We start from the raw sequence: 12,122 nt of genomic DNA on the forward strand, positions 1-12,122 counted from the left end.
CAAGGGACATGAGGGGGAGTCAGCAGTGGGACGAGTGGCGGCGGGAGTCGGCTTCGCGGTGGCGGGGGCCGTGGTGTGCGGAGCCGGAGGGTACGCGGCGTACGCCCTGGTGGGCGGCCCCACCCCGGGAGGGCCCAAGGCCACTGCGGTGGTGACCGGTCCGCCGACGGCCGGGGAGGCCGCCAAGGGGGCCGAGGCGTTCCTGAAGGCGTGGGCCGACGGCGACTACGAGGAGGCCGGGCGCCTCACCGACCGGCCCGAGTCCGCGGTCGTCGCACTGACCCGGTTCCGGACGGAGCTCAAGCCGACGGCGGTCTCGCTCGCCCTGGGCGGTACGGCGCCGGCCTCGTCCTCGGCCTCGCCCGCGCCGTCGGCCTCGCCCTCGGCCGCCACCGAGGTGCCGCTGGCCTTCCGGGCCGAGGTGCGGCTGCCGGACGCGGCCCAACCCTGGCGCTACGACGGCGCGTTCACCATGGTGCGCGGACGCGACGGCCGGGTGGTGGTGCGCTGGAGCCCCGACGTGGTGCACCCCAGGCTGACCGGCGCCAGGGACCTGATGGTGCGTCCGATCACCGCCTCGCCCTCCCAGGTGGTGGACCGCAAGGGGCGGCCGGTCGGTGAATTCCCGTCCGTCAAGGCGGTGTTGGGGCAGATCAGGTTCGAGGGGACGGAGGACCCGGGGAGTGCGGGCCGCGGCGTGGTGGCCGTCCAGCAGGGCAGCCCGTCGGCCGCCGAGCAGCTGTTCACCATCACCGAGCCCAAGGACGCGGCCAAGCGGCGGCTGACCCTGGACGCCGACCTCCAGCGGGCCGCCGAAGCGGCGGTGGCGGCCCGGACCACTCCGGCCTCGATCGTGGCCGTCGAACCCAGCACCGGCCATGTGCTCGCCTTCGCCAACAACCCGGCGCGGGGCCAGAACCGGGCCTTCGGCGCCACGCTCGCCCCCGGGTCCACCATGAAGGTGGTCACCGCGGCCGCCCTGCTGGAGGGCGGCCTGACCCCGGACAGCCCGCTGCCCTGCCCGGCGACCACCACGGTGTCCGGCCGGACGGTGCCGAACGACTTCCCCGACGCCCGGCCGGGCTACACCCTCAAGGACGACTTCGCGCAGTCCTGCAACACGGCCTTCCTCGACGCGGGCGGCACCCGGCTCAAGGGCGCGGCCATGCCCGGCCTGGCCCGGGAGGTGTTCGGCCTCGGCCTGGTCTGGCAGACCGGCATCGACACCTTCGACACCTCCGTGCCGGTCGAGAGCAATCCCGCCGAGGCCGCCATGGCCCTGATCGGGCAGGGCCGGATCCAGACCAACGCGCTCGCCATGGCCTCGGTCTCGGCGACCGTCCAGAGCGGCACCTTCCGCCAGCCGGTCCTGATCCCCGGCCTGCCCCAGCAGAAGGCCGCGCGCACCCTCGGGGCACGGCCCCTGAACGACCTGCGGGCGATGATGCGCCGCACCGCCGAGAGCGGCACCGCCTCCGGGGCCCTGCGCGGCATCGCCGGCGCGGCCGGCAAGACCGGCACCGCCGAGGTCAACGGGCAGCCCAAGCCCAACAGTTGGTTCACCGGCTACCGCGGCGACCTCGCGGTGGCCGCCGAGGTCCAGGCGGGCGGTCACGGTTCGGACGCCGCCGCGCCGGCCGCCGCCTCGCTGCTGCGGATCGGCAACGGCGGGCGGTAGGGCTCCGTCAGGCGCCGGGCTCATCGGGGCGGTCGGGGCTCCTCGGAGCCTTCGGCGGCTTCGGCGACTCCCGGCGACGGCGGGAGGGGCGGCGCGGGCGGTGCGGCATCAGCTCGCGCCGCCCGTCGCTGTCGGCGGCCCTGACCAGGGGGATCCGGGGCGGGAAGGCCAGGACGGTCGCCTCCGTACCGGAGGGCTGGTCACCGGTGCCGGCCTCGGCGGGCGTCCGGTCCTGGGGCTGCTGTGCCCGGGGTTCCTGTGCCCGGGACTCCGGCCGGGGCCGCGCCGATGCCTGCTGTGCCTGCTGTGCCTGTGCGTGCTGCGCCTGGGGCGGGACCGACGGGGCGGGGCCGGTCACCGCCGGCTGGCGGTGGAGGTGCTGGACGGCGTCCTGCCACCCCTGGGCGTAGGCGGACTCCCGGGCCCGTTCGTACTCCTCCGGGGTGGTGATCAGCACGCCCTCGGGCAGGGTCAGTTCGACCAGTGCGGAGAGCGCCCGGCCGACGGCGGCCGAGGAGAGCCGGTGCCCCGGCTCCCGGGCGGCGCGTTCGGTGAGCTGCGCGATGAGGGTGAGGAGGTCGAACTCCTCACCGTCGTCGGTGAGTTCGCCCGGGCCGGGACCGTCCGTGCAGTTGTTCTGCCCAGCCACGCGCCGAACGCCTCTCACCGATCCACGGGCTCAGCCCGTAGCGAGCCGTCTGGTCCCCTTGCGTCCCGTAGCCTCCCTGCCGGTCTCCCGGTGGTCGTCCTCGGCCTGGTCGGGCGTGAACTGCTGGGCGACCTTGATGAACATCTCGCGCCGGTCGTCGGGGATGCCGAGCGCCGACGCGACCTGCTCCAGGGTCATCCGCTGCCCGACGGCCGTGGCGGGTGCGGTGTCCACAGGGTAACCGACCGCCTCCGGGAGATCATTCGCCGTCAGCTTGCCGGAGCGGATGAGGACTTCCCGGATCGGGACGCCGAGGGCGTGGGCCAGGCCCCGCATGGTGTCGAGGTCCGGCATGCTCTGCCGCTGCAGGAGCCGGGTCACGGCTGCCCGGTGCACGCCCGCGTCCTCCGCGAGCTTCGACTTGCCGCCGCCCCGCGGGCTGTCGATGTCGTACCCGCGGTCGCGCATCAGGTCCTCGATCCAGGACGCGAACCGTTCGATGTCGGTGCTGCTGCTCGGCACCATGGTGTGGACTCCCTCCGCCTGCCCCCGCACTGCCCAAGGGTACCGCGCGCTCGCGCGCGTAATCAGTGCCGGGACGCACCTCGTCATGTCGATTGGGCCACGGTTGTGCGCGGATTCGGCCGCTCTGTGGGGGAGTCGTCGCGATCCGTGGAAGGTCCGTTCGGAAACAGCTTGCGTGCGCAGGCGCAACAACGCAGGATGAGTGCGAACCCGCAACAAGATCGGACGGGCCGCCCCGGGCACCCGCCCCCGAGCCCTGGAGCAGCCCCGCCATGTCCGTTGTCGCTGCTGACGCCGTCCTCCCGGTGGCCGAGGGCCACGCCTACGCCCGCGAGCGCGCCGAGGACTGGCGGGAGCGGGCCGCCTGCCTCGGGCTGCCCGCCCGCGAGATCTTCGTGACCAGGGCCGCCCAGGCCGCACCGGCCCTGCGCCGCTGCGGGGCCTGCCCGGTGCGCCGCCGCTGCCTGGAGGCGGTGCAGCCCGAGCTCTCCTGGTTCGACGGGGTCTGCGGCGGCCGCCTCTGGCGCAACGGCCGCGTGGTGCAGCCGCGCTGACGCCCTCTTCTCCGTCCTCTCCTCTCGCCTCTTTCCGCCGTCTCTGCCGGGGAGTCACCCATGCACGCCCAGTCCGCCTTCCCCTCCACCGTCGCCGGGCGTCAACTCGCCCGCGCGGCACTCTGGATCGACATCCTGCGCCGCCAGTTCCCGGAGCTGATCGAGGAGTTGGCTCCCGGCAGGCCCGGAGCCGCCAACCGGTCGAACACCCCGCCGCACGCCGCCGCGGCGGCCCGCCGGGCGGCCGCCGACCGGGCGGACCGCGAGGCCGTCCTCTGGAACGAGCAGCACGGGCTGCGCGGCGCCTCCGGCGGCCGGGCCCCGCTCCGCCTGCACATCTCCGACGTGCTGCGCGACATCACCGACGGGGTGGTCGAGTTGGAGGAGGCCGTCCGGGAGAAGCTCCGGCTCGGCCGGGCGCCGCGGGCCGACGTGCCGGCCCGGCTGGACCGGATCGAGGCGCTGCTTGCCGAGGTGGCCGGGCACCCGGTGCTCGCCGAGCACGTGTTGGAGGAGGCCCGCCGGATGTCCCGCCGCTGCTCGGCGGCGCTCGGCGAGGCCGAGACCCTGGTCCGGGTGCGCGGACGCTGCCCCTGGTGCGACTCGGTCTCGCTGCGGGCCTTCCCGGCCTGGCGGGCGGTGCTCTGCGTCAACCCGGGCTGCCGCTGCACCGAACCCGACTGCGAGTGCCGCACCGCCCCCGGCCACCGGCACAGCTGGGCGGAGACCTCCTGGTCCCAACTGGCCCAGGAGGCAGGGGTGGACGAGGTCGCGCTGGCCGTCCTGGTGGAGGAGGCGGAACCCACCGCCGCCGCTTTGGGGGAGGCGGTCCGATGAGCACGCTCGGACTCCCGGCCGGGGCCGCCCTGGTCAACGCGCTGATCGCCGCCGCCGAGGTGGACGTCGCGCCCGCCACCATCCGCAAGTGGGTCCAGCTCGGCCACCTGGCCGCGGCCGGGCGGCAGGGCAGGGCCCTGCTCTACCGGCTGGAGGACGTCTTCGCCGCCGAACGCGCCACCCGGCGCGGCCGCCCCCGGTCCGCCTGACCGCCACTCAAGAGAGCCCCGCTCCGGCCCCGTTGCCGGAGCGGGGCTCTTCGCGTTCCCCCGAACGTGCTCGCCCGCACAAGTTGCGACCGCGCGCGCAATGCGTCACAGTTGGAGCAGCGGCGGAGCTGTGCCCCCAGCGCGGAAGCGAGGGGAGCGCGGCCCGCCGTTTCGCACGGGGCGACCGCCGGCCCCGACGGCAACGGACCCCTCCTCCCTCCCGCACCGAGGTCCCGCTGCCGTGTCCGCCGACGGCCGCCCCGCGCACCCGACCCGAGCCCCCGTCAGAAGGGAGCAGAACCATGGCCAATCCGCTGCTGGCCCTGCCCGACGTCGAACGCCTGATCGTCGACAGCCTGCGCAACCGCACCGAACTCGCCACCGCCACCGTCGACAACAAGCCGCCCGCCGGCTTCGACGGCACCCAGGCGGTCGTCCTGGTCTCCCGCACCGGCGGGGCCTGGATCGACGACCAGCACCTGGACCTCCCGCTCGTGGACCTGGAGGTCTACGGGCCGACCAAGACCGCCGCGCACGCCCTGATGCAGCTGGCCCGGGCAGCCGTCTTCCAGCTGCGCGGCACCGTCTACGGCGGCGCGGTGGTCACCGACTTCCAGGAGACGGACGGCCCCCGCTGGCTGCCCGACTACAACCGCACGAGCGCCAACAGGTACCGCAACACGGTGCAGTTGACGCTCCGCCTCACCTGAGCCGCCGGCCCTCCGGCAGGCTCCCCCGATCAGGCCCCTCGCACCACCGCGGGGGGCCTTTCCCGTACCCGCGACCGCGGGCACGGACCACCCGGCACCACCTTCTCCCGAGGAGATCACCATGGCAGGCACCAACGCTTCCGAGATCCGCGTCGCCGGCACCGGCCGCATCCTGGTCGCCCCGGTCGGCACCGCCGCCCCGGCCGACACCACCGCGGCCTGGGCGGCCGCGTGGAAGGACCTCGGCTACACCACCACCGACGGCATCAAGTTCGCCAAGAAGGACAAGATCGACCCGGTCAAGACCTGGCAGTCCTCCAGCACCGCCCGGCTGATCTACGGCGACCGTGACCTCACCCTGAAGTTCCAGCTGCTGCAGCTGAACGAGGACACCCTGCCCTTCTTCCTCGGCGGCGACGCCACCGCCGAGACCGCGGCCGGCTCGGGCATCTACAAGTACGACCTGTCCCCGGCCCCGAAGGCGAACGAGAAGGCCCTCGGCATCGAGTTCACCGACGGCTCGGCGATCACCTACCGCTTCGTCATCCCGCGCGGCCAGGTGACCGACACCGAGGAGCTCGGCCTGACCCGCACCGCCGCCATCAAGCTCGGCGTCACCTTCACCGCCCTGTCGGTGGACGACACCAAGCCGCTGGCGACCATCCTGATGAAGGACCCGGCCTACTCGGCGGTCTGATCCCTCGTCAACACCCAGCGGGGCCCGGTGGATTCGTCCACCGGGCCCCGCCCTGTTCCCCCAACTCATCAGTCAGGAGCCCGACATGGCCAGCTTCTCCGTCAACGCCGCCCGCGCCCAGCGCCTCGAAGCGCTCGGCCGCACCTGGACCTTCGACCTCGACGGCGAGGTCTTCGAACTCCCCACCGAACTCGCGCGCGGCATCGCCCGCAAGCTCGCCAAGCTGGACGACAACGACGTCGACGGCCTGCTCCGACTCCTGCTCGGCGACACCCAGTTCGAGCGCTTCGACCGCCACGACGTCACCATGCAGGACGTCGGCGCGATCCTGGAGGCCTACGGCAAGGAGACCGGGCTCGGCCTGGGGGAATCCTGAGCCTCGGCGCGTTCGTCGACGAACACGCCGAGGCCCTCGAAGCCGACCTGCTCCGGCACTACGGCGTGGACCTCCTCGACTGGCACCGCGACCGGCTCTCCGCACGCCGGCTCTCGGTGCTGATCAAGCACCTCCCACGCGACAGTGCCCTCACCCGCGAACTCCACGGCGAAGCCGCCGACTGGTCCACCACCGACTACCTCCTGGCCAACGTGGTCGACCACCTCGCCGTCGCCAACTGGATGTTCGCCACCATCAACCGCGACGAGGAAGCCGACCCCCTCGACCCCCCGGAGCCGGTCGTCCGCCCGGGCCAGGAGGAGGACGTTGAGTCGGCCGGCGAACCGGAGATCCGGGAGCAGCCGGCCGATCTCTCCGCAGGTGATCTGGCCGCATTCTTCAGCTGAGGAGGAAGGCATGGGCGCTCCGGCCAACACGGGCCCGGACTCGGACGAGCGGGCCAAGATCTTCGGGGAGATCTCGACGATCTACTTCACCCGCAAGGAGGCTGCCAACTACAAGCAGACCATCACGGGGATCGGTCACACGGTCAACGGTCTCAAGCTCGACCTCACGGCGTTCAAGGCCGACGCTACCCTGCTCGCGCTCGGCCTTACAGCGATAAAGGCCGACTACACCTTCCTGAAGGTGGATGAGAAGGGGGTCTACTGGCGCGGCCGCCCGCTGAAGCAGTGGGGGGCCGACAAAGACAAGCAGAGCGCGAAGAACACCGAGAGGGCGCAGGCGGCCCTCAAGCAGAAGAACGGCGAGATCGTTCGCCGCCTGCGGCTCATTGAGAACAAGCTCTCCGCGCACGGCTCGACCAAGGAGCAGTTGGAGGCCGCGCGGGTCAAGAAGAATGCCTCGGGCAGGGCGTACCGAACCAGTCGCAGCGATGACGATCTCAAGGCCGCTCAGCGCGACCTGAAGGAGTTCCAGCGACTGCAGTCCAAGGCGCAGCGCGAGTCCGACGAACTCAAGAAGTTGGTCAAGCGGGCGGAGAAGGACAAGAGCCAACTCGGAAAGCTCGCAAAGGAGGCCGAGAAGGTCGCCAAGATCACGGACAAGCTGAGTCATGCGGAGAAGCGGGCGAAGGAGCAGAAGGCCGCGGCGGAGAAGTACTTCAAGGAGATCGAAACCAAGGCAGGCAACCTGGAGCGGAAGCTCAGGAGCCTGGCCGCAGCGGTCGGCTGACCACGAATGGAGAAGTGATGAGTCTCAAGTCCTCCCTCATCGGAGCCACGGGAAGCCTGTCGAAGTTCGCCTCCTCGCTCGGAACGACTGCTTCCAAGGTCGACCGGCTCCGGAGCTCGGCGCGGGACGCGGACGGCGCCGTCGGCAAGTTGAAGAATTCCGCAGCCCAGGCCGAGAAGGCGGTGGGTGGCACCGGAAAGGCCGCCGGGACCACTGGCGGGATGTTCGGGAAGATGAAGACCGGCCTCGGCGCGGCGACAACCGGGTTCAAGGGCCTCAACACGGCGATGAAGGGGAACATCATCGGCCTGCTGCTGATGCTGCTCGCCCCGCTGATCGCCAAGATCGTCGACATGGCGATGCAGTCCAAGACCATGCAGAAGATCATGGACACCGCCTTCAAGGTGATCGGCAACGTCATCGACACGGTGATGAAGGCGATCGGCCCGGTGATGAAGCAGGCTGGCGACATCATCGCCAAGGTCTGGGGCGGCATCCAGACCGCCATCGCCACCGTCGTGGACTGGATCTGGACCGCGATCAAGTGGTACTTCAACGCCTACAAGACCGTGATCACCACCGTGCTGGACGTGGTCCTCGGCGTGGTGACGGGAGCCTGGAACGGCATCCGCGGCGCGATCTCCGGCGTGCTGGACTGGATCAAGAGTGCCACCACCGGGGCGTTCAACACCGTCAAGGACGCGCTGAGCAATGCCTGGGGCGCGCTGTCGGGGATCGCGGAGAGTGCGTTCAACGCGGTGCTCGGGGCGGTGCGGACACCGCTGAACGCGGTGATCGGGCTGGTCAACCGGGCGATCAACTCGATCAACGGGATCCGGATCGACATCCCGGACTGGGTGCCGGGGATCGGTGGCAAGGGGTTCGGGGTCCACATCCCGACCATCCCGATGCTGGCCAACGGCGGCATCATCGCGCCCTCGGCCGGCGGCACCCTCGCCCTGATCGGTGAGGGCGGCCAGCACGAGGCGGTCATCCCGCTGGACCGGCTGGACAAGATGCTCAGCTCCGGCGGGGCTTCGGCGCCCGCGCTGCACCGCCTGGCCGCCGCGGTCGAGGCGATGGCGCTGCGGCCGGTGCTGGTGCAGGTCGACTCGCAGACCATCGCCCGCGCCGCGATGGACGGCCAACGCCAGCTCGTGCGCCGGTAGTCGACCGGCGGCAGCCAGAACCCGACACCTGAAGAGAGGAGTTGTGCCGCATGCCGCACAACCTGTGGATCGGCCGGCCCGGAGCGCTCCGGGAGATCGACCAGGCCGCGAAGAGTTGGGACCGCAGCGCCGACCTCGGGGTGACCGAGTTCCGGGCGCTCGGCGGGCGGGCGACGGTGGTGTACACCCCGAAGGCCGTCCGCCGCCTGAAGTTGAGCTGGGAGGGGCTGGACCGGGAGACCGCCACCTACCTGGACCGGCTGGCCCGGCGGGCCGACGGGCCGGGGCCGCTCGCGGTGATGGACCCGGCCTCGGTGAACCTGCTGGAGCCGGCCCAGGCGGCCGGCCGGGACCGGGCGGGCAGCACCGGCCGGGCCTGGTTCGTCTCGGGCCAGCCCGGCGCGGTGGTCGAATCGAGCACGGTGAAGGGGCAGTTCGGCTTCCAGGCGCAGGCCGCGGAGAGCGCGCTGGCCTGGCGCGGCGCGTACTGGGCGGGCGGCATCCCGGCGGTGCCGGGGTGGACGGTGTCGTTCCGCGTCCCGACCGCCTTCCCGGACACCTGTACGGCGCAGGTGGACTTCAAGTCGATCACCGGGGACTACCTGAGCTCGGCCTCGGTGAGGGACCGTCAGATCACCGCGCTGGTCCCGCCGGGCGCCGCCTTCGTCACCCCGGTGGCCAAGCCGGGTGCGATCGGCAGCTACTCGCTGGCCAACGCCTGCTTCACCATCGGCGGCGACTGGCCGGACGAGAACCTGCCCGGTGACGGCTGCCCGCCGATGGCGATCACCGCGTACTCCGACGTCCCGACGGCCCAACTCCGTTACCGCAACGTCTCGATCGACCTGCTGGAGGTGGCCGGTGCAAACGGATGACCCCACGGTGGTCGACGCGCTCGCCACCGGCGAGCGGACCTACCGCAACTCCACCCGGCTCGGCGCCCTCGAGCTCAACGAGCAGGTCCAGGGCTGGAAGGTGGAACGCGCCTACAACACCGACCTGCCCTCGGCCATGCGGGCCTTCGCGGGCAGCTCCTCGGCGCAGCTGGACCTCCAGCTGACCGGGGGGCCGGCGGGCAACGGCCCCGCGCTGTACTCGCCCTGGGCCCCCCGGGGCACCGCGGACCGGGTCCGCCCGGGCCAGTCGGTGGTGCAGAGCATCGGCCTGGAGGAGACCGGCCAGCTCCCGGTCTTCCGGGGTACGGTGCGCAGCCGCTCGGCCGCCTCCGGCGGCGACGTCGTGCAGATCACCGCGTTGGACGGGGCCGAGCGGCTGCGCGGCCCGGCCCACCTGCCCAAGCCGTACGCCGGGTTCCTCGGCAAGCAGCCGATCGCCAGTGCCACCTGGTGCGTCGACGAGCTGCTCCGGCAGGGCGGGGTGTACACCTGCCCGCCGCCCCGGTTCACGGACACCACCAACGACCAGAGCACCGTGCTGTACGTCTCGCTGCACGGCGGTTTCACCCCGGCCAACGGCATCCCGTACCTGGTGCCCAGTGCCGCGGACTACGGCTGGTCCCGGACGGCAGCGCCGTACGAGATGGCTCTGGTGCCCAAGAAGAGCGGCCTGAAGGCCAGTTGGATGCCGAGCCGGCGGGTCAGGGTGCCGAACCGGACCATCCTGACCGAGGTCACGGTCAACAATCTGGTCGGGGCCGGCGAGCGGGCCAAGGCGCAGATCGACCTCGCCACCGACGACGCCGGGTACGGCTTCGGCCTGCTCAGGTTCACGGTGGACTTCAACGCCGCCACCGTGACGGCCTGGTCGGGCCGGGAGGGAGGGGCCGGCGAGGGGTACAGCTGGTCCTTCCCCGCGCTCTCCCAGCAGAAGGGCAACTGGCAGCTGGGCATGCTCTGGGACGGGATCTCCTCGCTCACGTACCAGAACGACCCGGCCCAGGGCCGGACCGCCAAGTCGTTCCAGGTGGTGCCGCACCTGATCGCTCCGGACGGAACCCAACTGGCCGGGCAGATGTACGAGTTGATGTCCCCGGCGGGCCTGCAGTGGGAGTCCGAGCTGTTCCGGGTCGATCTGGTGACCGACGTGGCGGCCGAGTGCCTCCAGGTCACCGGCGGGATCGGGACGATCTTCACCTTCCCGCCCGCCAGCTTCAAGCAGAGCTGGAAGAAGGGCGCCACCCTCGACGACGTCACCCTGCCGCTCTACAGCATCCCGACGGTCTCCGGCAGCCAGTGGGACGTCATCTCGCAGATCGCCAAGGCGGCGCTGTCCACCGCCGAGTTCGACGAGACGGGCGTGTTCCGCTGGCGCAACCACACCAGGTTCCTGACCGCGCCGACCAGGGCCCAGCGCACCCTGACCACCCTGCGGGACATCTCCGCCCTGTCGGTCTCCGAGGAGATCGACGCCTGCCGGAACTACTGCGTCCAGCCGTACCAGGACTGGTCCAAGGTGGAGACGCAGAAGAGCGAGGTGTTCCGCGACTCCGGCGTCCGCACCGTGCCGGCGTACGGCTCGGTGGAGATCGCCTATACGAAGGCGGTGGACGAGCCGGACATCTGGCCGCCCCTGGTGGACTGCGACCTCATCGCCTCCGAGGACTCCGCGGTCCGCTTCGCGCTGGCGAACGCCGCCAACCAGGGCGCCCAGAAGGGCCGGGTGGAGACCTCCGTCCGCCGCGACGGCGGCACGCTCTACCTGCTGCTGCGCAACATGACCGGCGCGCCGGTGTACACCGTGAACAAGGACGGTTCGGGCTCGGTCCGGCTGATCATGCCGATACCGAAGACCGAGCCGGTGAACCGCACGGCGATCGTGCAGAACAAGCCGAGTCAGACCCTGTACGGCCTCCAGCAGTACACCGCCGAGGCGACCGACTGGGTGCAGGACTACGACACCGCCGTCTCGCTCGCCGCGGCGCTGGAGGCGTCCGGCCGGTTCCCGATCCCGGTGTTCGGAGGGGTCGAGGTGCTCTACGATCCCCGGCTCCAACTCGGCGACGTGGTGCAGCTGGTGGACACCGCCGGTGCCTACCTCGACACCTTGGCCTGGGTGATCGGGATCTCGGTCGAGGCCGGCCCCGACGGGGCGATCCGGCAGACCCTCACCCTGCGCGGCACCTCCTGGCCGAGCGGCCAGATGGACGTCGGCATCACCCCCGACCCGCCGGTCGACCCGGCGGTCTGGAACCGGCAGCCGTACAAGCAGGTGGCCGAGCGCTACCCGTCCTACGCCCACATCACCCAGGCCGGACGCAGCTGCAAGGACCTCTGGACCCGCTGAGGGTCCGCCAACACCCTTTGGAGGAGCCAGAGATGACCGACCCCACCCCGCAGGCCGCCGACACCGTCCGGCTCGACGCCGACCAGCTGCGACTGCTGGCCGCCGAGGTCGCCCGCCAGCTGGCCGACTGGCTGGCCACCCGCACCCCCGGCCAGATCCCGATCGACGACCCGCTGGCCGGCGCCGGGCAGCAGGTCAGCCCGCCGACCGGCGCCGCCGTCACCATCGAGTTCCCGCAGCCGCCGGCCGAGCCCGCCGCGTAGCCCGCCAACTCCCGTACC

15 protein-coding genes are annotated in these 12,122 nt (G+C 71.9%); 13 read left to right on the forward strand and 2 right to left on the reverse strand.

Going from position 1 to position 12,122, the window contains the following annotated elements; genetic code table 11:
- Positions 1-25 precede the first annotated feature (25 nt).
- Positions 26-1,678: a penicillin-binding transpeptidase domain-containing protein gene (locus ACIA8O_RS34950; protein ID WP_396298057.1), complete on the forward strand. Its 1,653-nt coding sequence runs from the start codon at positions 26-28 to the stop codon at positions 1,676-1,678.
- Positions 1,679-1,685: 7 nt separating this feature from the next.
- Here ACIA8O_RS34950 and ACIA8O_RS34955 read toward each other — a convergent pair whose 3' ends face one another.
- Together ACIA8O_RS34955 and ACIA8O_RS34960 are read right to left on the reverse strand one after the other, a co-directional pair.
- On the reverse strand, positions 1,686-2,327 hold the full coding sequence (locus ACIA8O_RS34955) for a hypothetical protein (RefSeq protein WP_396298058.1): 642 nt from the start codon (positions 2,325-2,327) through the stop codon (positions 1,686-1,688).
- A 30-nt stretch (positions 2,328-2,357) separates the two neighbouring features.
- Positions 2,358-2,852 carry a helix-turn-helix domain-containing protein gene (locus tag ACIA8O_RS34960; RefSeq protein WP_396298059.1) on the reverse strand — a complete coding sequence of 165 codons (495 nt, stop codon included), beginning with the start codon at positions 2,850-2,852 and terminating at the stop codon, positions 2,358-2,360.
- 272 nt (positions 2,853-3,124) lie between these two features.
- Here ACIA8O_RS34960 and ACIA8O_RS34965 point away from each other — a divergent pair, with 272 nt between their 5' ends.
- The 12 genes from ACIA8O_RS34965 to ACIA8O_RS35020 all read left to right on the forward strand — a co-directional run bounded on the left by ACIA8O_RS34965 (position 3,125) and on the right by ACIA8O_RS35020 (position 12,104).
- The gene (locus ACIA8O_RS34965) at positions 3,125-3,406 is read left to right on the forward strand and encodes a WhiB family transcriptional regulator (RefSeq protein WP_396298060.1); all 282 of its coding nucleotides are present in this window, start codon (positions 3,125-3,127) and stop codon (positions 3,404-3,406) included.
- A 60-nt stretch (positions 3,407-3,466) separates the two neighbouring features.
- Positions 3,467-4,243: a hypothetical protein gene (locus ACIA8O_RS34970; RefSeq protein ID WP_396298061.1), complete on the forward strand. Its 777-nt coding sequence runs from the start codon at positions 3,467-3,469 to the stop codon at positions 4,241-4,243.
- Positions 4,240-4,452 (forward strand): hypothetical protein, encoded by a 213-nt coding sequence (locus ACIA8O_RS34975; RefSeq protein WP_396298062.1) that lies wholly within the window; start codon positions 4,240-4,242, stop codon positions 4,450-4,452. The genes ACIA8O_RS34970 and ACIA8O_RS34975 overlap by 4 nt, the downstream gene beginning before the upstream one ends.
- 302 nt (positions 4,453-4,754) lie before the next feature.
- The gene (locus ACIA8O_RS34980) at positions 4,755-5,162 is read left to right on the forward strand and encodes a hypothetical protein (protein WP_396298063.1); all 408 of its coding nucleotides are present in this window, start codon (positions 4,755-4,757) and stop codon (positions 5,160-5,162) included.
- A gap of 121 nt (positions 5,163-5,283) precedes the next feature.
- On the forward strand, positions 5,284-5,859 hold the full coding sequence (locus ACIA8O_RS34985; RefSeq protein WP_396298064.1) for a phage tail protein: 576 nt from the start codon (positions 5,284-5,286) through the stop codon (positions 5,857-5,859).
- An 85-nt stretch (positions 5,860-5,944) separates the two neighbouring features.
- Entirely contained in the window at positions 5,945-6,235 is a 291-nt protein-coding gene (locus ACIA8O_RS34990) for a hypothetical protein (protein WP_396298065.1), read from the forward strand.
- 65 nt (positions 6,236-6,300) lie between these two features.
- Complete coding sequence (locus ACIA8O_RS34995) at positions 6,301-6,642, forward strand: hypothetical protein (RefSeq protein WP_396298066.1); 342 nt, start codon at positions 6,301-6,303, stop codon at positions 6,640-6,642.
- Between the two features lie 10 nt (positions 6,643-6,652).
- Positions 6,653-7,429: a hypothetical protein gene (locus ACIA8O_RS35000; protein WP_396298067.1), complete on the forward strand. Its 777-nt coding sequence runs from the start codon at positions 6,653-6,655 to the stop codon at positions 7,427-7,429.
- 17 nt (positions 7,430-7,446) lie between these two features.
- The gene (locus ACIA8O_RS35005) at positions 7,447-8,598 is read left to right on the forward strand and encodes a phage tail protein (protein WP_396298068.1); all 1,152 of its coding nucleotides are present in this window, start codon (positions 7,447-7,449) and stop codon (positions 8,596-8,598) included.
- Between the two features lie 50 nt (positions 8,599-8,648).
- On the forward strand, positions 8,649-9,473 hold the full coding sequence (locus ACIA8O_RS35010) for a hypothetical protein (RefSeq protein ID WP_396298069.1): 825 nt from the start codon (positions 8,649-8,651) through the stop codon (positions 9,471-9,473).
- Positions 9,460-11,841 carry a hypothetical protein gene (locus ACIA8O_RS35015; RefSeq protein WP_396298070.1) on the forward strand — a complete coding sequence of 794 codons (2,382 nt, stop codon included), beginning with the start codon at positions 9,460-9,462 and terminating at the stop codon, positions 11,839-11,841. The genes ACIA8O_RS35010 and ACIA8O_RS35015 overlap by 14 nt, the downstream gene beginning before the upstream one ends.
- Before the next feature lie 32 nt (positions 11,842-11,873).
- Complete coding sequence (locus tag ACIA8O_RS35020; protein WP_396298071.1) at positions 11,874-12,104, forward strand: hypothetical protein; 231 nt, start codon at positions 11,874-11,876, stop codon at positions 12,102-12,104.
- The last annotated feature ends 18 nt before the right edge of the window (positions 12,105-12,122 follow it).

It is taken from the genome of Kitasatospora sp. NPDC051853, from assembly GCF_044452665.1.
GTDB lineage: Bacteria > Actinomycetota > Actinomycetes > Streptomycetales > Streptomycetaceae > Kitasatospora.